The 19,769-nt window shown below is 56.9% G+C and carries 19 protein-coding genes; 18 read left to right on the top strand and 1 reads right to left on the bottom strand.

Annotated features, from left to right (window positions below):
- Window positions 1-100 precede the first annotated feature (100 nt).
- The 14 genes from acuI (at window position 101) to ACR0JX_RS03895 (ending at window position 13,059) form a co-directional block, all read left to right on the top strand.
- Complete coding sequence (gene acuI, locus ACR0JX_RS03960; protein WP_480541570.1) at window positions 101-1,096, top strand: acryloyl-CoA reductase; 996 nt, start codon at window positions 101-103, stop codon at window positions 1,094-1,096.
- 178 nt (window positions 1,097-1,274) lie between these two features.
- Complete coding sequence (gene frr, locus ACR0JX_RS03955) at window positions 1,275-1,838, top strand: ribosome recycling factor (RefSeq protein WP_170536861.1); 564 nt, start codon at window positions 1,275-1,277, stop codon at window positions 1,836-1,838.
- Between the two features lie 9 nt (window positions 1,839-1,847).
- Window positions 1,848-2,579 carry an isoprenyl transferase gene (locus ACR0JX_RS03950; RefSeq protein ID WP_353007469.1) on the top strand — a complete coding sequence of 244 codons (732 nt, stop codon included), beginning with the start codon at window positions 1,848-1,850 and terminating at the stop codon, window positions 2,577-2,579.
- Window positions 2,576-3,373, top strand: coding sequence for a phosphatidate cytidylyltransferase (locus tag ACR0JX_RS03945; RefSeq protein ID WP_353007471.1), 798 nt, complete (start codon window positions 2,576-2,578; stop codon window positions 3,371-3,373). The genes ACR0JX_RS03950 and ACR0JX_RS03945 overlap by 4 nt, the downstream gene beginning before the upstream one ends.
- Window positions 3,373-4,545, top strand: coding sequence for a 1-deoxy-D-xylulose-5-phosphate reductoisomerase (dxr, locus tag ACR0JX_RS03940; protein ID WP_480541568.1), 1,173 nt, complete (start codon window positions 3,373-3,375; stop codon window positions 4,543-4,545). The genes ACR0JX_RS03945 and dxr overlap by 1 nt, the downstream gene beginning before the upstream one ends.
- Window positions 4,546-4,549: 4 nt before the next feature.
- Window positions 4,550-5,902: an RIP metalloprotease RseP gene (gene rseP, locus ACR0JX_RS03935; protein ID WP_480541566.1), complete on the top strand. Its 1,353-nt coding sequence runs from the start codon at window positions 4,550-4,552 to the stop codon at window positions 5,900-5,902.
- A gap of 79 nt (window positions 5,903-5,981) precedes the next feature.
- Window positions 5,982-6,110 (top strand): hypothetical protein, encoded by a 129-nt coding sequence (locus ACR0JX_RS03930; protein WP_480541564.1) that lies wholly within the window; start codon window positions 5,982-5,984, stop codon window positions 6,108-6,110.
- Between the two features lie 127 nt (window positions 6,111-6,237).
- On the top strand, window positions 6,238-8,598 hold the full coding sequence (gene bamA / locus ACR0JX_RS03925; RefSeq protein ID WP_480541562.1) for an outer membrane protein assembly factor BamA: 2,361 nt from the start codon (window positions 6,238-6,240) through the stop codon (window positions 8,596-8,598).
- Window positions 8,599-8,706: 108 nt separating this feature from the next.
- Window positions 8,707-9,189 (top strand): OmpH/Skp family outer membrane protein, encoded by a 483-nt coding sequence (locus ACR0JX_RS03920; protein ID WP_480541560.1) that lies wholly within the window; start codon window positions 8,707-8,709, stop codon window positions 9,187-9,189.
- A gap of 77 nt (window positions 9,190-9,266) precedes the next feature.
- The gene (fabZ, locus tag ACR0JX_RS03915) at window positions 9,267-9,740 is read left to right on the top strand and encodes a 3-hydroxyacyl-ACP dehydratase FabZ (protein WP_480498222.1); all 474 of its coding nucleotides are present in this window, start codon (window positions 9,267-9,269) and stop codon (window positions 9,738-9,740) included.
- Complete coding sequence (lpxA, locus tag ACR0JX_RS03910) at window positions 9,737-10,522, top strand: acyl-ACP--UDP-N-acetylglucosamine O-acyltransferase (protein ID WP_480541558.1); 786 nt, start codon at window positions 9,737-9,739, stop codon at window positions 10,520-10,522. Before fabZ ends, lpxA begins: the two co-directional genes overlap by 4 nt.
- A 4-nt stretch (window positions 10,523-10,526) precedes the next feature.
- Window positions 10,527-11,321, top strand: a complete 795-nt coding sequence (locus ACR0JX_RS03905; protein WP_480541556.1) for an LpxI family protein — start codon at window positions 10,527-10,529, stop codon at window positions 11,319-11,321.
- The gene (gene lpxB / locus ACR0JX_RS03900) at window positions 11,321-12,478 is read left to right on the top strand and encodes a lipid-A-disaccharide synthase (RefSeq protein ID WP_480541554.1); all 1,158 of its coding nucleotides are present in this window, start codon (window positions 11,321-11,323) and stop codon (window positions 12,476-12,478) included. Before ACR0JX_RS03905 ends, lpxB begins: the two co-directional genes overlap by 1 nt.
- A complete protein-coding gene (locus ACR0JX_RS03895; RefSeq protein WP_480541552.1) occupies window positions 12,478-13,059 on the top strand; it encodes a cadmium resistance transporter in 582 nt (193 codons plus the stop codon). Before lpxB ends, ACR0JX_RS03895 begins: the two co-directional genes overlap by 1 nt.
- Here the strand turns inward: ACR0JX_RS03895 and mnmA are convergent.
- Complete coding sequence (gene mnmA / locus ACR0JX_RS03890) at window positions 13,056-14,201, bottom strand: tRNA 2-thiouridine(34) synthase MnmA (RefSeq protein WP_480541550.1); 1,146 nt, start codon at window positions 14,199-14,201, stop codon at window positions 13,056-13,058. The genes ACR0JX_RS03895 and mnmA overlap by 4 nt on opposite strands.
- A 128-nt stretch (window positions 14,202-14,329) precedes the next feature.
- Between mnmA and sciP the strand changes: the two genes are divergently transcribed.
- The 4 genes from sciP to recG all read left to right on the top strand — a co-directional run bounded on the left by sciP (window position 14,330) and on the right by recG (window position 19,762).
- Window positions 14,330-14,623, top strand: coding sequence for a CtrA inhibitor SciP (gene sciP / locus ACR0JX_RS03885; RefSeq protein ID WP_480541548.1), 294 nt, complete (start codon window positions 14,330-14,332; stop codon window positions 14,621-14,623).
- An 85-nt stretch (window positions 14,624-14,708) separates the two neighbouring features.
- Window positions 14,709-15,425 carry a response regulator transcription factor CtrA gene (gene ctrA, locus ACR0JX_RS03880; RefSeq protein WP_480541547.1) on the top strand — a complete coding sequence of 239 codons (717 nt, stop codon included), beginning with the start codon at window positions 14,709-14,711 and terminating at the stop codon, window positions 15,423-15,425.
- Between the two features lie 123 nt (window positions 15,426-15,548).
- Window positions 15,549-17,675, top strand: a complete 2,127-nt coding sequence (gene ligA / locus ACR0JX_RS03875) for an NAD-dependent DNA ligase LigA (protein WP_480541545.1) — start codon at window positions 15,549-15,551, stop codon at window positions 17,673-17,675.
- Window positions 17,672-19,762, top strand: coding sequence for an ATP-dependent DNA helicase RecG (recG, locus tag ACR0JX_RS03870; RefSeq protein WP_480541543.1), 2,091 nt, complete (start codon window positions 17,672-17,674; stop codon window positions 19,760-19,762). The genes ligA and recG overlap by 4 nt, the downstream gene beginning before the upstream one ends.
- Window positions 19,763-19,769: the final 7 nt, after the last annotated feature.

Here is a 19,769-nt window from a genome sequence, read left to right as displayed (position 1 = left end):
GGGAAGGGGGCTCAGCCCCCGTCGCTGCGCGACTCCCCCGGGATATTTTGGGCCAGGTGAAGTGATGTGCCGGTCGAGAGAAAGCGAAAGGATTATGAACATGTTCAATGCGTTGGTTATGGACAAGGATGAAGAAAGCGGGCTGGCGAGCGCGTCGGTTAAACAGCTTTCAACCGAGGATCTGCCGCATGGTGAAGTGACCGTTGCAGTGGAATACTCGACGGTGAACTACAAAGACGGGCTTTGCCTGTCACCCAAAGGCGGTGGTCTGGTCCGAAATTACCCTCATGTACCCGGGATCGACTATGCCGGGACGGTCGAGGCCTCGTCGGATGCGCGCTACAAGCCGGGCGACAAGGTTGTTTTGACCGGCTGGCGCGTGGGAGAGGCGCATTGGGGCGGGTATTCGCAAAAAGCCAATGCACGGGCCGATTGGCTGGTTCCCTTGCCCGATGGTTTGGATGCCCGGCAGGCGATGGCAGTGGGTACGGCGGGTTTTACCGCGATGTTGGCTGTTATGGCGCTGGAAGATCATGGGCTCACACCTGATCGCGGGCCTGTGCTGGTAACCGGGGCCGCCGGGGGTGTTGGGTCGGTTGCGACCGCGATTCTGGGGCATCTGGGCTATGAGGTCGCGGCTGTGACCGGGCGACCTGAGACCGGCGACTATCTGAAATCGCTGGGGGCAACGACGATTGTTCCGCGCGAAGAGCTCAATGAAACCACCAAACGCCCGTTGGAAAGCGAAACCTGGGCCGGGTGTGTTGACGCCGTTGGCGGTGACATGCTGGCGCGTGTTTTGGGTCAGATGAAATATGGCTGCTCGGTTGCGGCTGTGGGTCTAGCAGGCGGTGCGGCGCTGCCAACAACGGTGATTCCCTTCCTGCTACGTGGTGTGAACCTGTTGGGGATCGACAGTGTGATGCAGCCCTATGACAACCGCGTTCGCGCCTGGCAGCGGATCGCAACCGATCTGCCGATGGAAAAGCTGGAGGCGATGGTGCATCCCGCGACCCTGTCTGATCTGCCAACACTTGGCGTAGATATCCTGAAAGGTCAGGTCAAAGGGCGCGTTGTGGTCGACGTAAACGCCTGATTTGATACCACGGCAAGGGCGGGTCAGGTTATCTGCCTGCCCTTGCTGATCAAAAGCCGGCGAAAAGGACCGAAACTCTGCTGGTCATTGCCGCAATTCCTGCCCATGATTGCTATACATCCCATATGTGATGGCGTAAGACCCATCCAAACAGACTTGAAGACGGGGAGTGAGCAGCATGTCTGACGACTTCGAACTGGACACCGATGATCTAAAGCGCCGCATGGATGGCGCGATGTCCAACCTCAGAACCGAATTTGCCTCTTTGCGGACCGGTCGGGCCTCGGCTTCGATGCTGGAGCCGGTAATGGTCGACGCTTATGGCGCGATGACACCGATCAATCAGGTTGGCACGGTCAATGTTCCGGAACCGCGGATGGTGACGGTGAATGTCTGGGACAAGGGCCTTGTGGGCAAGGTCGAAAAAGCGATCCGCGAAAGTGGTTTGGGGATCAATCCCCAGCTGAATGGCACGATCATTATGCTGCCGATCCCTGAATTGAACGAAGAACGCCGTCGCGAGCTGGGCAAGGTTGCTGGGCAATATGCCGAAAGCGCGCGGGTTTCGATCCGAAATGTACGCCGCGATGGGATGGACCAGATCAAAAAGGCCAAATCGGATGGCATGTCCGAGGATGACCAGAAGTTCTGGGAAAGCGAAGTGCAGGACCTGACGGATGAGATGATCAAGGCCGTCGATACTGCGCTTGAAACGAAACAGTCCGAAATCATGCAGGTCTGAGCCGGTCTTATGCCCAAAGATCCCCAAACCGAGCCAGGGTCTGGCCCGCGCCATGTCGCGATCATCATGGATGGTAACGGTCGCTGGGCGCAGGCACGTGGGCGGCCTAGGTTGTTCGGTCATCACGCAGGTGCGCGTCGCGTACGCGAGGTGGTTGAAGCCTGTCCGGGGCTGGGGATCAAGTACCTGACCGTCTTTGCCTTTTCGACCGAGAACTGGAAACGCACTCAGGTCGAAGTAGCAGGGCTGATGAGCTTGTTTCGCCGCTATATCATCAAGGAAACCAAGACGCTGGCCGAAAATGGCATCCGCGTGCGGTTTATTGGGGATCGGGTGCGTTTGGATTCAAAGCTGACCGATCTTATGGATTCTTTGGAAGAAGAGACCAAGAACAACGATCTGGTGCATCTGACCGTCGCGCTGAACTACGGCGGTCGGGATGAGGTGGCCCGCGCGACCAAACGACTGGCCCGTGATGTGGCCGACGGGCGCTTGCATCCCGATGACGTGGACGAAGAAACGCTGCCCAGATATCTGGATACGCGGGTTCTGCCGGATCCTGATCTGGTGATCCGCACCAGTGGTGAGGCGCGCATCTCGAACTTTTTGCTGTGGCAATCGGCCTATTCTGAGTACGAGTTCATCGACACGTTATGGCCCGATTTCACCGCCGCCGAGCTGGAACGCCTGTGTAACAACTTTGGATCGCGTGAGCGGCGTTTCGGGGCAGTTATCGCATGAGCGATGGCCGATGGTCTGATCTGACGACGCGCGTTCTGTCTGCCATTGTGCTTGTCGCCATTGGTGCGATTGAGGTCTGGCTGGGTGGTATCTGGTTCGAAACCTTCATCGCGGTGGCCTGTGGGCTGATGGCCTGGGAACTCGTTCGGATGATCGAGCCACAACGCACAAGCATTGCTGTGCAATTGGGTATCCTGACCTGCGCGGTGGTGTTTGGCGTCGCAGAGCTTTGGCGTTTTGAGTTTTCTCAGGTTTATACTCTGCCAATCGTTGCCGCGCTTGCTTTGGTTTCAGCCGGGCAGGTCAACCAATCTCGCGGGTTGTGCGCTGTGTTCATGCTGTGGATTGCCGGGGCAGGGCTGGGCTTTATTTCGATCCGCGAGACGATGGGTTTTACCGCGATGATCTGGCTGATTGCCTTGGTCGTGGCAACCGATGTCGCGGGATATTTTGTCGGCAAGGCCGTGGGTGGCCCGAAATTCTGGCCCAAGGTCAGCCCCAAAAAAACATGGGCAGGTACAGCAGGGGGCTGGGTAGCAGCTGCCTTGGTTGGCATCCTGTTCGCCGTCCAGGGCGGGTTTGGCGTGATGTTTGTGGTGATCTCGGTTCTGGCTTCGATGGCCAGTCAGGCTGGCGACATTGCTGAAAGCGCGGTCAAACGCAGGTTTGGGGTCAAGGACAGCTCGAATCTGATCCCCGGTCATGGTGGATTTCTGGACCGGTTTGATGGAATGATGGGTGCGGCGCTGTTCGTGCTTTTGGCGGGTTTGATCTATTCACCCGGGGCGATGTGATGCGCAAGGTTTCGATTTTCGGTGCGACCGGTTCGATCGGCCAGAACACAATTGATCTGATCGCGCGTGCGCCGGATCACTATGACGTTGTCGCCTTAACCGGGGGCGCCAATATCGCTCAGCTGGCTTCAGATGCCCGTCAGTTGCGTGCAGATATCGCTGTGACGGCTTATGAGGATCGGTTGCCCGACCTGCGTGATGCGCTGGAAGGCTCAGGTGTTGAAGCGGCCGCTGGTGCGCAGGCCCTGACCGAAGCAGCGACGCGGCCTGCAGATTGGGTCATGTCGGCCATCGTGGGCGCGGCCGGGCTGGCACCAGGGATCGAGGCGCTGAAGCAAGGCGCGACGCTGGCGCTGGCCAACAAAGAAACGCTTGTTTGTGCCGGGGCTTTGGTGCTGGACACAGCCAAAACGCATGGCGCGCGCCTGCTTCCGGTGGACAGTGAGCATTCAGCGGTTTTTCAAGCGCTTGTGGGCGAGGACATGAGCGCGGTTGAGCGGATCATCATCACGGCCAGTGGCGGGGCCTTTCGGGACTGGCCCGTCTCAGATCTGGGCAAAGCGACGGTTGAACAGGCCTCAAGCCACCCGAACTGGGATATGGGGCAGCGGATCACCATCGACAGCGCCTCGATGTTCAACAAGGCGCTTGAAGTGATCGAGACCAAAGAAATCTTTGGGTTAGACCCGCAGCGGATCGAAGTTCTGGTGCATCCCGAATCTATCGTGCATGCGCTGGTTGGGTTCCGGGATGGCGCGGTGATGGCCCATATGGGCGCGCCCGATATGCGCCACGCGATTGGCTATGCGCTGCACTGGCCGGACAGGCAAGGCCTGCCGGTCGAACGGCTTGACCTGGCGGCGATTGGCCAGCTGAACTTTCAAAAGCCCGATCTGGCCCGTTACCCCGCGCTTCGGCTGGCGTGGGATGTCATGGAACGCGGAGGATTGTCGGGCGCGGTTTTCAACGCCGCTAAAGAGCGGGCGCTGGATCATTTCATCGCGCGTCGGATCGGATTTCTGGACATGGCAGATTGTGTCGCCATGGTTCTGGACAGATTTGATGCGGAACAATGTCTTATTGATGCCCCTTTGACACTTGATAACGTACAGCAAACGGACCATCTGGCACGGCAATGGGCAGATGACGCCGTGCACAAACGAGCAGGATAGAATATTGGACGTACTTTCCCTGATCCCGCAATTCGGCAATTTGCTTTGGACGATTGTGGCCTTTGTGATCGCTTTGTCCGCCATCGTGGCTGTGCATGAATACGGGCATTATATCGTTGGTCGCTGGTCCGGCATTCATGCAGACGTGTTTTCCATAGGGTTCGGCCCGGTGTTATGGAGCCGGTTCGACAAGCGTGGCACAAAATGGCAGATCGCGCTGCTGCCGTTTGGGGGCTACGTCAAATTCAAGGGCGATTCCAACGCGGCCTCGGGTAAGGACGAAGAGGCGATGGAAGAAATCGCCGAACAAAGCCCGGAAGAGCTGCGCAGTACCATGCATGGCGCACCGCTCTGGGCCCGTGCTGCAACCGTTGCAGCGGGTCCGGTATTCAACTTTGCCATGTCGATCATCGTCTTCGGGATGATCTTTTGGTCGCAAGGCGTCTCGCGTGAACCTCTGACAGTGGGTGAATTGCAACCGTTGCCGGGAACCGTTCAGGGCCTTCAGGTTGGCGATGAGATCGTCGCGATTGCCGGTATCACCACGCCTGATTTCGATGAGGAAAGCAACTGGAGCGAATTCACCGGATCGCTGCCTGTTGAACCTGTTCTGGACTATACCGTAATCCGCGATGGTGAGACGCTGGATGTCGAAGCGCCTTGGTTGTTCCCGCCGCTGATCCGTCAGGTTGCACCGCGCAGTGCCGCGATGGATATCCAGTTGGAACAGGGGGATGTAATCACCGCCGTCAACGGACAGCCAATCTTTGCCTTCGACCAGCTTAAGGAATTTGTCGAAAGTTCGGATGGACGCGTATTGCTGCTGAACGTCTGGCGCGATGGGGCTGATCTGGAATTTGCTCTGGCCCCGCGACGCACAGATGAACCGCAATCCGAAGGCGGCTTTGTCACCCATTGGCGTATCGGGATCGTAGGCGGCATGATGCTGGAACCTGCGACCCAACCCGCTGGCATCTGGGATTCGCTGACCGGAGGTGTTAGGCAGACCATCCGCATTATCGACGGATCGCTGTCGGGGATGTGGCATATGATTACTGGCGCGATCAGCACCTGCAATATCTCTGGCCCGATTGGTATTGCCGAAACCTCGGGTGCCATGGCCAGTCAGGGTGCGCAGAACTTCATCTTCTTTATCGCGGTTTTGTCGACCGCGGTTGGTTTGCTGAACCTGTTCCCAATTCCGGCTTTGGATGGCGGGCACCTTGTCTTTTATGCCTATGAAGCCGTCGCTGGAAAGCCACCCAGTGACCGAGCGCTGCGAATTTTGATGACGGTGGGAATTACCCTGATTCTTAGCCTGATGCTGTTTTCGGTAACAAACGATTTGTTCTGCTGATTGTGACGTCTCGCGCACAACAAAGCCGCATTCTTGCCTCAATCTGACGTTAGTATTTTCGCCAGATTGAGGGCGATCCATGACACAAGCACTGCGCAAATCATATAAAAGCTTCAGTTTCCTGTTCATGCTGAACTGGGATGTGTTGCTGAGTTTTGCAGTCACCGCTTTGGCCCTTGGTTTAGGTGCTTATCTGGCCGGTTTCTGATTCTGGCCCAGCGTATCGGCGCAAGACAAAGGTAATCAAATGCCAGTTGGGCATTTTGGCCTTTTGACAAGCACATCCAGACCCGTTACTCAGCATTAAAGTCTTAGAATTCTGGGTTGAGATAAAAATGACCGACGGGCGAGGCGCGGGCACATCCTGCGGGGGGCGTAAGTCTTCAAACAAGATTTTGTGGCAAACGCTCACGTTTCTTTTCCTTTTTGTTGCGGCAAGTTTACTGGCACTGCCAAACGTTGCGACCGCGCAAAGTTTCACGATCAATTCGTTTGACGTAGATGGAAACCGGCGTATCGAGACCGGTACGATCATCGCCAGAACCGGGATCGAACCGGGCCAGACGGTGACAAGCGGTCAGCTGAACGACGCCTATCAGCGTTTGCTTGACAGTGGTGTTTTTGAAACAGTCGAATTGACACCTCGCGGCACGACCCTGGTGATCGAGGTTCAGGAATACCCGACAATCAACCAGATCAGCATCGAGGGGAATCGGCGTGTCAAAGACGACGTCTTGCTCGAAGTGATTTCATCGCAGCCCCGTCGGGTGTTTACGCCTCAGGCCGCCGAGGCCGACTCCGATCTGATCGCTGAAGTCTATTCGGCACAAGGTCGTGTGGCTGCGACCGTGATCCCCCGTATCATTCGCCGTAGCGACAACCGGGTCGATCTGGTTTTTGAAATCTCTGAAGGCACTACGATTGAAGTCGAACGTGTCAGCTTTGTCGGCAACCGCGCTTACTCTGATCGCCGCTTGCGCCGCGTGTTGGAGACGAAACAGGCCACCATCCTGCGCACCTTTTTCCGCAGCGATACATTCATCGGCGACCGGATCGAATTCGACAAGCAGGTCATTCGTGATTTCTACCTATCGCGCGGCTATATCGATTTTCGTGTAAACAGTGCCAATGTAGAGTTCACGCGCGAACGCGATGCGTTTTTCCTGGTCATGAACGTGACCGAAGGGCAGAAATTTTCATTCGGCAAGATCACAACTGTAAGTGAAATCCCTGGCGTGGACCCGGCACCCTATCAGGACGCACTAAAGATCAAGCCGGGCGTAACGTATTCACCTACGCTGATCGAAAATTCGATCGCTCGGCAGGAACGGTTAGGGGTGAAACAGGGCGTCGATTTTCTTCGGGTCGAGCCACGTGTCACCCGGAATGATCGCGACCTGACACTGGATATCGAATTCGTACTCAGCAAAGGCCCGCGCGTCTTTGTGGAACGGATTGATATCGAAGGGAACACAACAACGCTGGATCAGGTGATCCGTCGTCAGTTTGACACTGTCGAAGGTGATCCGTTCAATCCGCGAGCGATCCGTCAGGCGTCAGAGCGCATCAACGCTTTGGGTTTCTTTGCCACAGCGAGTGTTGAGCCGCGCGAAGGGTCAAGCCCAAGCCAGGTTATTTTGGACGTGGATGTTGAAGAACAGCCCACGGGTTCGCTTTCGCTGGGCGGTAGCTACTCGGTATCGGACGGTATCGGACTTGCTGTTGCATTGAACGAATCCAATTTCCTTGGCCGTGGTCAGAATCTTGGTTTTTCCATCTCGACCGCGCAGGAATCCGAACAGTACACCATCAATTTTACAGAACCTTACCTGTTAGGTCGTAGATTACGCTTTGATCTTGGACTTGGTCTCTCAGGGACCAACTCCGGTTTTGCGAGCTACGACACCCAGCGCCTATTCTTTAATCCCCAGTTGACCTACTCGATAGGGGAACTGTCCGCATTGCGCCTTCGCTATGGCTGGGAACGCAGCGAGATGACGCAGCAGGATGATGAGATCAACGGTGCTGTTATTTCGTCTGAAATCGCACAGGGAAAACGAACCAGCAGTTCGATTGGCGTGTCGTATATCTATGATAGCCGCATCGGTGGTTTGAACCCAAATGCAGGCGTTTTGTTCGAGGTCGGTGTGGATGCGGCGGGTCTGGGTGGCGACAATGAGTTTTTTAAGACGACGGCACGCGGTATCGCGCAGACGCGCATCCTAAGCGAAGAGGTCGTTTTGCGCGCCACACTTGAAATGGGTGCACTACACTGGAGAGGGGACGACTTTAGCCGCACAGTTGACCGTTTCTTGTTGGGGCCCAGCGTCTTCCGTGGGTTTGAACCCGCCGGCCTTGGCCCCCGTGATCTATCCAATGGTCAGGATGACGCCATTGGTGGCAATTATTACTGGGTTGCGCGCTTCGAGTCGGACTTCCCATTGGGCTTGCCCGAAGAATTGGGTCTGCGCGGGGGTGTGTTCTACGATATTGGCAATCTCTACAATATCAGCAACGTCAACACCGCCGGCGCGGATATCGTCGGTGCAAACGGATCGATCCGTCAGGTTATCGGCGTGTCCGTCCTGTGGGAAACACCCTTCGGTCCGCTGCGATTCAACTTCTCGCATGCTTTGAAGAAAGAAGAGTTCGATAAAGAACGCAGCTTTGATCTGACCGTTCAGGCCAGGTTCTGATCTTTCATGGCTGATTACGGTTTCAACCTCCTACAGGGCCCCCTTCGGGCCCTGTGTGTTTTTCTAGCCTGCGCTTGGTCTATCCCCGGTTTTGCACAGCAGTTGGGTGTGACCCAAAGCGAAGTCGTAACGATCTCTAGTGATCGCTTGTTTACGGAATCCCAATTTGGTCAGCGCGTCCTACGCGAGATTGAACAGGAAGGCGCGTTGCTGGGCGAGGAAAATGAACGCATCGTCGCTGAACTGAGCACTGAAGAAAAAACTCTGACTGAGAAGCGTAGCGAACTGACGCCGGAAGAGTTTCGCCCCTTGGCTGAAGCGTTTGATATCAAAGTGCAATCTCACCGCGAAGGTCAGCGGGCCAAACTGGACGCTTTGGCCCGTCTCAGCGAAGACAGTCGGCAACAGTTTTACGAACTGGCGCGCCCGGTTCTGATCGATATTCTGCGGGAAAGCGGCGGCTCGATCATTCTGGAACGCTCAAGTGTGCTGCTCAGCTCGGACGCATCGGACATCACCGATGTTGCGATAGACCGGATCAATGCGGTCATCGGGGATGGAACCGGCTTGCAGGACGGACAAGGCGAATAAACAGGTTTGCTTGCCCTTACGCGCCTGTATTGCTAACCACGCGAGAACTGAGACTTCCAAGACGGGATTCGTGACTTATGACCTCGGAAACCAAAAGCGCCGACATTCAGCTGATTCAGCGCATATTGCCGCATCGCTATCCGTTTCTACTGGTCGACAAGGTGGTTGATATCGAAGGCTATCAATCTGCCATAGGCATCAAGAATGTCACCATGAACGAGCCTCATTTTCAGGGCCATTTCCCCGGTACTCCGATCATGCCAGGTGTCACCATCGTCGAAGCGATGGCGCAAACGGCCGGCGTCATGCTGGGTGTCGGCATGGATGTGATCGACACGGAACTGCTGATCTACTTCATGAGCATCGACAAGTGCAAATTCCGCCGCAAGGTTGTGCCCGGCGACGTTCTGGAGATGCATGTGGAAACCCTGCGTGGCAAGAAAGGCGGAAAGCTGTTCAAGTTCAATGGCCGGGCTACCGTCGATGGAGAAGTCGCCGCCGAAGCCGAGTTCTCGGCCTATGTTGATTGGGACATGGAAAAAACGGCATGAGCGGTGTTCATCCCAGCGCAATCATAGAAGAGGGCGCTCAGATCGGGCAGGGCTGTTCGATCGGCCCGTTCTGCTATGTCGGGCCTCAGGTGCGTTTGGGCGACCGGGTCGAGTTGAAATCGCATGTAGTTGTCATGGGTGACACTTCGGTCGGTGAAGATACGGTCATCTTCAACTTCTCGGTCATCGGTGAGATCCCTCAAGATCTAAAATTCGGGGGTGAAAACACGCGGCTGGAAATCGGCCAGCGCAACAGGATTCGGGAACATGTGACGATCAACACCGGCACCGATGGCGGTGGTGGCGTGACGCGTATCGGTGATGATTGCCTGCTGATGGCGGGCGTGCACGTGGCCCATGACGTTCAGATGGGCGATCGGGTGATCATGGTAAATCACGCGGGCGCGGCCGGTCACTGTGTCATTGAGGATGATGTGATAATCGGCGGGATCTCGGGCCTGCATCAATGGGTGCGGGTTGGTCGCGGCGCCATCATCGGCGCGCTGACCATGGTGCCGAACGACGTCATTCCCTATGGTCTGGTCCAGGCACCGCGAGGGGAACTGGACGGGCTCAACCTCGTTGGCCTGAAACGGCGGGGCGTATCGCGCGAAGACATCTCCGCGCTGCGGGCTGCGTTCAAGGAACTGACCGGTGGAGAGGGTACGTTTCAGGAACGTGCCCATCGGGCAGGTGAAGGCACCGACAGCGAATATGTCCGGCGCATTGTCGAGTTTGTGACCGGTGACACGGATCGTTCTTTCCTAACACCAAGGAAGTAAGCGCATGCTGGCATTGATCGCAGGCACAGGTGTCTTGCCGGATGAGGTCGTCGCCGCTTTGCCAGAGCGCCCGTTGATCTGCGCGATGGAAGGGTTTGGGCCGGATACGCTAGGACCAGACATCGTGTTTCCGCTCGAACAGCTAGGCAGCTTTATTGCTGAGTTGAAAGTGCGCGGTGTGACCGAGCTTTGCATGGCCGGGGCAGTTCGGCGACCGCGGGTTGATCCCGCGCGCATTGATGCGGCGACCTTGCCATTGGTTCCGATCTTGCAAAAGGCGATGACCTCTGGCGACGACGGGGCGTTGCGCGCGGTCATCGGTATCTTTGAGGATGCGGGCCTGTCGGTCAAAGCCGCTCATGAGATAGCACCGGACTTATTGCCGTCTGTGGGTTGCCTGACCGAGGCGCAACCATCTGACGCCGATTTGGTCGATGCAGACCGTGCGGCCGGTATTCTACGTGCCATGGGCAGCGCCGATATCGGGCAGGCTTGCGCCGTGGCCAAAGGGCAGGCTTTGGCTGTCGAAAGCATTTTTGGCACCGCCTGGATGTTGCAATCCTTGACCCAACGTCCGGATGCAGGTGGTGGCGTTCTGTTCAAAGCGCCAAAGCCAGCTCAGGATCGGCGGGTGGATTTGCCTGCAATAGGCCCCGAAACCGTGGCCAGCGCCGTGGCAGCCGGATTGACCGGTATTGTCATCGAAAAGGGCGGCGTCATGGTGTTGCAGCGCGACCAGGTGATCGCCGAGTGCAACCGTCTGGGCCTGTTCCTGTTCGTCCGCGAAAGGGCGGTTTGATGCGCGTCTTTCTGGTCGCCGGTGAACCTTCGGGCGACCGGTTGGGCGGTGCGCTGATGGAAGGGTTGAAGTCCCTTGTTCCAAACGTTGAATTCAGTGGGGTTGGCGGGCCATTGATGGAGGCACAGGGCCTGAACAGTCAGTTCCCGATGTCCGAGCTCAGCGTTATGGGCCTTGTCGAGGTCCTACCCAAGTTCTTTCACCTAAAGCGCCGGATCTCTGAAACCGCGCAGGCGGTTTTGGACACGCAGCCGGATGTGCTGATCACCATTGACAGTCCGGACTTCTCATTGCGTGTGGCCAAGATCGTCAAAGCCTCCAGCGATATTCGCACCGTACACTACGTGGCCCCAAGCGTCTGGGCCTGGCGTCCGGGGCGGGCGGATAAGATGGCCAAGGTGATTGATCACGTTCTGGCCCTTCTGCCGTTTGAGCCTCCCTATATGGAACGTGCGGGGATGGAATGTGATTTCGTTGGCCATCCCGTGGCGAACGAACCGATTGCCTCTGATCAGGACATCCAGAAATTTCGCGCGGATCATGATCTGGGCAATGCGCCAATCGTGCTCGCTCTGCCCGGCTCTCGGCGGGGTGAGGTCGAACGGTTGGCCCCGATCTTCGGTGCGGCACTAGACGAGTTCCTGAAAGATCGTACCGACACCCGCGTCGTGGTTCCGGCGGTTGCGCATATGGTTGATGTCGTTACGGATCACATCACAGATTGGCCCGGTCAGCCGGTTGTTGTTGATCCGCGTAAACTGCCCTCGGACGAGGCGCAGTTGCAGAAAAGGGCGGCCTTTGCCGCCGCCGATCTGGCATTGGCAGCCTCGGGTACGGTCTCGTTAGAATTGGCAGCGCAGGCGACGCCCATGGTGATCGCCTATAATCTGAACTGGCTGACCACGCAGATCGCCAAACGTATGGTCAAGCTGGATACGGTCACTCTGGTTAATCTGGTCTCGGACAGCCATGCCGTGCCCGAATGCCTGCTTGAGGATTGTGATCCAACGAAGATCGCGGATTCGTTAAAGCAAGTGGCCGGCGCACCGGATGCTCAGAACCGGGCCATGGCAACAACCATGGAGCGTCTTGGGCGCGGTGGCGAGGCACCGGGTCTGCGCGCAGCAAGGGCCGTTTTGGACAGAATGAACGCGTGATGCTGGATCATGTGATCTTTGCTGCTTCGGCCTTTGCGGCGCAGATATTGACCAATCTCGACAATCTTGCCGCGTTGGTTGCGCTGATGATGGTATCTGGTCCACGTCGCGCCATTGCAGGGTTCCTGTTTGCGCAGATAATCGTGATCACCATCGCTTTCCTACTGGCATTGGGGATCGATGACGTGGTGCCGCACTGGACGGGCTATTTGGGATTGATCCCTTTGGGGCTTGGCATCATCGGAATACTCCGTCAATTCCGGGGGGAGGAGATGCAGCAGGCTGCGCGCTTATCTGCAGGTGCTTCGACCTTGGTGACCATGCTGCTGTTTGTCAGTATGTCGATGGACACGTTTGCGGTTCTCGCGCCGCTCTTGGCGGATTCCACCCCAAGCTATCGCTTTGCCGGGGTTGCTGGGGCCATAGCAGCGGCGCTCACCCTGAGTGTGCTTGCACTCTTGGGCGCTCGCGCACCAATCATGACCGGAGGATTGGCGCAACGGCTTGAGACGCTCGTACCTTACGTGATGATCTGCGCTGGGATCTACATCCTCAGTAACTCATGGACTGACGCGATCTAGTACCCGCGCCAGATCCAGCCACCGCCAAAGATGCGGCTGCCTTCATTCGCATAAAACACACAGGCCTGACCCGGAGAGATACCTTCCTCGGGCGTCAACAACTCCACCTCGGCGGTCGTGTCGGACAGGGGGCGGATAATCGCTTCACGCGGGGGACGGGTCGAACGGACCTTGACCGACAAATGCCATTCGCTGCGCGCGGTGAAGGGCTCATCCCCCAACCAGTTGATTTCACGCACTGGAATAGTTCGGGTGGCCAGCATTTCTTTGGGGCCGACGACAACCTGTTTCTTGTCCACATCCAGCTTGACCACATAAAGCGGCTCACTCAGGCCGCCAATGCCCAGGCCGCGGCGTTGGCCGATCGTATAGTGAATGACGCCATTGTGCCGCGCCAGAACGCGGCCATCGGCATGCACGATCTCACCCGGTTCCGCAGCACCCGGGCGCAGTTTCTCGATCACGCTGGCATAGTCGCCATTGGGCACGAAGCAGATGTCCTGACTGTCGGGTTTGTCCGCCACTGCCAGCCCATATTGTGCCGCCATTTCGCGGGTTGCATCCTTCGAAGGCAGGTGCCCCAGAGGGAAGCGCAGGAAATCCAGCTGCTCGGGCGTGGTCGAGAACAGGAAATAGGACTGATCGCGGTTCGCATCCTCGGCGCTGTGCAGCTCAGGCCCATTAGGGCCCATCATGCGCTGAATATAGTGCCCAGTGGCCATGCAATCGGCTTCAAGATCTTTGGCGGTTTCCAACAGGTCCTTGAATTTCACCCGCTCATTGCAGCGGATACAGGGCACCGGGGTCGCGCCTGCCAGATAGCTATCGGCGAATTCGTCAATCACCGCGTCTTTGAAGATGTTCTCATAGTCCAGAACGTAATGCGGGAAACCACGCTCCTCGGCCACGCGCCGCGCGTCATGAATGTCGATCCCGGCACAGCACGCGCCTTTTTTGGCCAGCGCCGCGCCATGGTCATAAAGCTGTAGTGTCACACCGACCACGTCATAGCCTTGGTCCGCCAGATAGGCAGCAACGACCGAGCTGTCGACACCACCGGACATGGCAACAACCACCCGCGTTTCCGAGGGCGGTTTGGCAAAGCCAAGCGAATTGAGTTGGGTCTCGGCGGCGACGGCCATGGCGATTCCGTTCGGATTAAGAAAGACCGGCAGAATATAGGAAAATTCTACACACTCTCAAGGGGCGGTTTCACGCGGCATTAAGTAGGCTGATGTCAGCTTTGTCGCAGCAGGAAAAGGGTAGAAAGATGTATTTGCACAAAGTTGAAGGGCCGCGATCTGTTACCTTGCCGGATGGCTCGGTTCTGTCGCGCGCAGATCTTCCACCCGCTGACACACGACGCTGGGTCGCGTCTCGCAAAATCATTGTTGTGCGTGGCGTTCTTTACGGCCTGATCACTCTGTCGGACGCCAAGAAACGATATGGCATCAGCGATGAAGAGTTCAACACATGGGTATCTGCCGTCGCCGAACACGGAATCGAGGCATTGAAAGTAACAGCCCTAAAAAAATATCGACAACCTAAAGATGAAAGTGAATAAATGATTCAACGGTAACGTCAGATTAACCATTTTTGATCAGGTTTGAATTGAATTGAAGTTTTATGACCTGAATTGGAGCAGTGAAATGAGAATACTTCTTGTCGAGGATGATCCAACCACATCCAAAAGCATCGAATTGATGCTGACGCATGCAAACTTGAATGTATATGCGACGGATTTGGGGGAAGAAGGGATCGATCTGGCAAAACTCTATGATTACGATCTCATTTTGCTGGACCTGAACCTGCCGGACATGAACGGGCATGAAGTACTGCGCCAATTGCGGATCGCGCGGGTGGAAACTCCGATCCTGATCCTGTCAGGGGCCGACGATACGGAAAGCAAGATAAAGGGCTTTGGATTTGGCGCAGATGATTATCTGACCAAACCGTTCCATCGTGAAGAACTGGTTGCCCGTATCCATGCGATTATTCGGCGTTCGAAAGGGCATTCACAATCGGTGATTCATACCGGACGCGTCTCCGTAAATCTGGATGCCAAGACGGTTGAGGTTGATGGCCAGACTGTTCACCTGACTGGCAAGGAATATCAGATGCTGGAGCTGTTGAGCCTGCGTAAGGGCACAACCCTGACAAAAGAGATGTTCCTGAACCACCTTTATGGCGGCATGGATGAGCCAGAACTGAAAATCATCGATGTGTTTATCTGCAAGTTGCGCAAGAAACTCAGCAATGCAACCGGTGGCGACAACTATATCGAAACGGTTTGGGGCCGCGGCTATGTGCTGCGTGATCCGCAATCCGACAGCATGGACGATACCCGTATCGCAGTCGGCGCCTGACATCCGAACACTTGTGCCGCTGTTGGTCCAGGGCGGCACCCACACTCACGGCTCAGCACGTCTGGACCTAGCCGTGGCCTCGCCCTATCACTGATGTCCAAGAAGACGTGACAGGGCGAGGCCATGGGCAATTCAATTCCAACAGCAGACCTGACCGAAGACCAGGCCCGGGCCGAACTTGCTCAACTGGCCAAGGTGCTTTTGCAGGCCAATCAACTGTATCACGGCGCAGATGCGCCCGAGATATCTGACGCGGAATACGATGCGCTGAAACGGCGCAATGCCGAAATCGAGGCGCGATTCCCACATCTCAAACGCGCCAACAGCCCTAGTGATCAGGTCGGCGCCCGGGCCGCAGACGGGTTTTCAAAGGTCACCCATGCCGTGCGCATGATGTCACTGGGCAATGCGTTCGACGATGAGGATGTGGCTGATTTTGACCGGTCGATCCGCAAATACCTAGGGCTGGATGACACAACACCACTCGCCTATACCGCAGAACCCAAGATCGATGGCCTGTCCCTTTCGCTGCGCTATGAAGACGGTGAATTAATTCAGGCAGCAACGCGCGGCGATGGGGAGGTTGGTGAGAATGTCACGGCCAATGCCCGAACGCTGGCCGATATTCCCCAAACCATCGAAAACGCACCCGCGATCCTCGAGGTTCGGGGTGAGGTTTACATGTCGCACGCAGATTTCGACGCACTCAATCAGCGTCAAACCGAAAGCGGCGGGAAGACCTTTGCCAACCCTAGAAATGCAGCGGCCGGGTCGTTGCGGCAGTTGGATTCGGAAATCACCCGCGCGCGGCCGCTCCGGTTCTTCGCCTATGCTTGGGGTGAGGTGTCAGAACCGCTTTCTGATACTCAGAAAGGCGCGATTGACCGCTTAAATGCGTTTGGTTTCTCAACGAATGAGTTAACTCAAGAATGCAAAACCACGGATGAAATGTTGGCCCAGTACCGACAAATCGAAGCACAGCGCGCCACGCTGGGCTATGATATCGACGGTGTCGTCTACAAGGTCAACGATCTGGCGCTGCAGGCGCGATTGGGGTTCCGGTCAACCACGCCCCGCTGGGCGATTGCCCACAAGTTTCCTGCTGAACTGGCCTGGACTCGGCTTGAAGCAATTGACATTCAGGTTGGTCGGACCGGCGCGCTTAGTCCGGTTGCACGATTGCATCCGGTTACGGTGGGCGGCGTCGTTGTCTCAAACGCCACATTGCATAACGAAGATTATATCGCGGGCCGTGACGCCAAGGGCGGTGAAATCCGCGATGGCAAGGATATTAGGGTCGGTGATTGGGTACAGGTGTACCGCGCCGGCGATGTGATCCCCAAGATCGCAGATGTCGACATCTCCAAACGCCCAGATGACGCAGTGCCTTACGATTTTCCAACGCGATGCCCCGAATGCGGCAGCGAGGCAATCCGGGAAGAAGGCGATGCGGTTCGGCGCTGCACAGGTGGCTTGATCTGCCCTGCGCAAGCTGTTGAGAAACTGAAGCATTTCGTCTCGCGCAAGGCGTTTGACATCGAAGGTCTGGGTGCCAAGCAAATTGAGATGTTCTATGACGATCCCGAGTTGCCGATCAAAACGCCGGTCGACATCTTCACGCTGCAACAGCGCGATGCGGGCAATCTGACCAAACTGGCCAACCGCAAAGGGTGGGGCGCGCAAAGTGCGGGCAACCTGTGGGCCGCAATAGATGAAAAACGCAATATCGGGTTCGGGCGTTTGCTGTTCGCTTTGGGCATTCGCCACATGGGGGAGGCCGCGTCGAACCTGATTGCTACTCACTATGGCAGTTGGGCCGAATTCGAATCCGCCGTGACCGCAGCGGCCGCTTTCGAAGGGCCAGAATGGGAGGATCTGCTGGGTATCGACGGAGTGGGCGAAGTCATGGCCCGCGCGCTGGTTTCGGCCTTTGCACAAGAAGCGGAACGAGCCAGCATCGATGATCTTGTTGCCCAGTTGCAGGTAGAGGAGGCAAAGCGCCCGGATACAACAGGCAGCCCGGTTGCGGGTAAAACCGTCGTCTTCACCGGAACGCTGGAAAAGATGACCCGTGCCGAAGCCAAAGCCCGGGCTGAGGCATTGGGCGCCAAGGTCTCTGGTTCGGTCAGCAAGAAAACCGATCTGCTTGTCGCTGGTCCAGGTGCCGGGTCCAAGGCCAAGAAAGCAGCTGAGCTGGGGATCGAAACACTGGATGAGGATGGCTGGCTACAGCTGATTGACGGCGCATGAGTGGACGGCCCGAACAGCTGTTCCCGCTGTTTGCCGGGTTGGAAACACTGGAGGGTGTCGGCCCAAAAACGGCACAGGCCATGGCACAAAGCGGGGTCGAAAGCCCACGAGATGTACTGTTTGGTTTGCCTTATGCGGTGGTCGACCGGCGCAGGCGTGAGACCATTCAGGGTGTTGATCTACCTGCGACATTGACAGTTGAGGTAACCGTTGGCGTACACAGACCACCACGCAATAAAGGTGGTGCGTATCGGATTCATGTCGAAGACAGTCAGGCCGATTTCCAACTCGTGTTCTTTCACGCGCGGGGCGATTATCTGAAAAAACTGCTGCCGCAGGGATCGCGCCGTGTGATCTCGGGCAAATTGGAGCTGTTTGATGGTATGGCGCAGATGGTCCATCCCGATCATATGCTGCCGGTTGAGCAGGCACAGGATATCCCGGAATTCGAACCGGTGTATCACCTGACCCATGGCGTCACCCAAAAGACGGCCTTCAAAGCCGCCCGCAGCGCTTTGGCGCGCGCGCCAGACCTGGCGGAATGGATCGATCTGGTCCAGGTGGCACGACAGAAGTGGTCAGGTTGGAAGGGGGCCGTCGAGGCGGCCCATAACCCACAGGGCGCAGATGATGTGGCGGCGTTTTCACCCGCACGAGAGCGTCTGGCCTATGATGAGCTTCTGGCCCATCAGTTGACGCTGGCTTTGGCGCGCCAGATCGAGCGTAAAGCGCGGGGTGTCGTCAGCGTTGGAACCGGAGCGTTGCAATCGAAGGTCTTGGGAAGCCTGCCTTATCGTCCAACCGGTGCACAGACTCGCGCCATCGAAGAGATTTCTGCTGATATGGCCTCTGATGCGCGGATGAACCGCCTGTTGCAGGGCGATGTCGGTGCCGGGAAAACGCTGGTTGCCTTGATGGCGCTGCTGATTGCGGTCGAAGCCGGCGGGCAGGGCGTGATGATGGCCCCGACAGAGATCTTGGCGCGGCAGCATCTGGAGGGATTGCGCCCGCTGGCTGAAGAAGCCGGCGTGGTGCTGGAAATCCTGACAGGGCGCGACAAAGGGGCCGAGAGGCGGGCGAAGCTGGCAGCTTTGAAGGCCGGGAACATTCAGATTCTGGTTGGCACACATGCGGTGTTCCAGAGCGATGTGGAGTTTCACGCGCTGCGTCTTGGCATCGTTGACGAACAGCACCGGTTTGGCGTGCGCCAGCGGATGGAATTGTCAGAAAAGGGGCAGGGTGCGGATGTGCTGGTGATGACAGCCACTCCGATTCCGCGCAGTCTGGCACTGGCGCAATATGGCGACATGGATGTCTCGGTGCTGGATGAAAAGCCGCCTGGTCGGAAGCCAATCAAGACAGCCATTGTCAGCACGGACCGTATGGATGAGGTTGTCTCACATTTACGTCGTGCGATTGATGAGGGGCGGCAGTGTTACTGGGTCTGTCCTTTGGTGGACGAATCTGAGGTATCGGACCTGACCGCTGCAGAAGAAAGGTTCAAACGCCTGCGTGCTATTCTAGGTGAAGGAGTTGTCGGTCTTGTTCACGGCCAGATGCCGCCAGCCGAGAAAGACGCGGCCATGGCAGCTTTTCAGAGCGGTGACACCAAAGTTCTGGTGGCCACGACCGTCATCGAAGTTGGTGTAAACGTGCCAAATGCCACGATCATGGTGATCGAACGGGCCGAGATCTTCGGGCTGGCACAATTACACCAATTGCGGGGACGCGTTGGTCGAGGTGATGCGGAGTCAACCTGTTTGTTGATGTATCAACCGCCGCTCAGCGAAGGGGGGCGCAAACGATTAGAAGTGCTACGAGAAACCGAGGATGGCTTTCGTATCTCGGAAACCGATCTGCAAATGCGCGGCGCGGGCGACCTGATCGGGACCGCGCAGTCAGGATTGCCAAAGTTTCGCATTGCCGATCTCGAACGGCAGGCCGGGTTAATGGCAGTGGCGCAATCGGATGCCCGCGCGCTGCTGAACAAGGACCCGAAATTGACCTCGGACCGAGGGAAAGCCGCGCGTGTTCTGTTATGGCTGATGAAGCAAGATCAAGCGATCCGTTTGATTTCAGTGGGTTAAGTAAATA

This window comes from Ruegeria sp. AH7 (assembly GCF_056541325.1).
This window is presented reverse-complemented; position numbering and strand designations above follow the sequence as displayed.

Bases quoted from the DNA above. Each gene is read 5' to 3' on its own strand.
- acuI (WP_480541570.1), top strand. From the start codon at position 101: ATGTTCAATGCGTTGGTTATGGACAAGGATGAAGAAAGCGGGCTGGCG.
- frr (WP_170536861.1), top strand. From the start codon at position 1,275: ATGTCTGACGACTTCGAACTGGACACCGATGATCTAAAGCGCCGCATG.
- ACR0JX_RS03950 (WP_353007469.1), top strand. From the start codon at position 1,848: ATGCCCAAAGATCCCCAAACCGAGCCAGGGTCTGGCCCGCGCCATGTC.
- ACR0JX_RS03945 (WP_353007471.1), top strand. From the start codon at position 2,576: ATGAGCGATGGCCGATGGTCTGATCTGACGACGCGCGTTCTGTCTGCC.
- dxr (WP_480541568.1), top strand. From the start codon at position 3,373: ATGCGCAAGGTTTCGATTTTCGGTGCGACCGGTTCGATCGGCCAGAAC.
- ACR0JX_RS03930 (WP_480541564.1), top strand. From the start codon at position 5,982: ATGACACAAGCACTGCGCAAATCATATAAAAGCTTCAGTTTCCTGTTC.
- bamA (WP_480541562.1), top strand. From the start codon at position 6,238: ATGACCGACGGGCGAGGCGCGGGCACATCCTGCGGGGGGCGTAAGTCT.
- fabZ (WP_480498222.1), top strand. From the start codon at position 9,267: ATGACCTCGGAAACCAAAAGCGCCGACATTCAGCTGATTCAGCGCATA.
- lpxA (WP_480541558.1), top strand. From the start codon at position 9,737: ATGAGCGGTGTTCATCCCAGCGCAATCATAGAAGAGGGCGCTCAGATC.
- ACR0JX_RS03905 (WP_480541556.1), top strand. From the start codon at position 10,527: ATGCTGGCATTGATCGCAGGCACAGGTGTCTTGCCGGATGAGGTCGTC.
- lpxB (WP_480541554.1), top strand. From the start codon at position 11,321: ATGCGCGTCTTTCTGGTCGCCGGTGAACCTTCGGGCGACCGGTTGGGC.
- ACR0JX_RS03895 (WP_480541552.1), top strand. From the start codon at position 12,478: ATGCTGGATCATGTGATCTTTGCTGCTTCGGCCTTTGCGGCGCAGATA.
- mnmA (WP_480541550.1), bottom strand. From the start codon at position 14,201: ATGGCCGTCGCCGCCGAGACCCAACTCAATTCGCTTGGCTTTGCCAAA.
- sciP (WP_480541548.1), top strand. From the start codon at position 14,330: ATGTATTTGCACAAAGTTGAAGGGCCGCGATCTGTTACCTTGCCGGAT.
- ctrA (WP_480541547.1), top strand. From the start codon at position 14,709: ATGAGAATACTTCTTGTCGAGGATGATCCAACCACATCCAAAAGCATC.
- ligA (WP_480541545.1), top strand. From the start codon at position 15,549: ATGGGCAATTCAATTCCAACAGCAGACCTGACCGAAGACCAGGCCCGG.
- recG (WP_480541543.1), top strand. From the start codon at position 17,672: ATGAGTGGACGGCCCGAACAGCTGTTCCCGCTGTTTGCCGGGTTGGAA.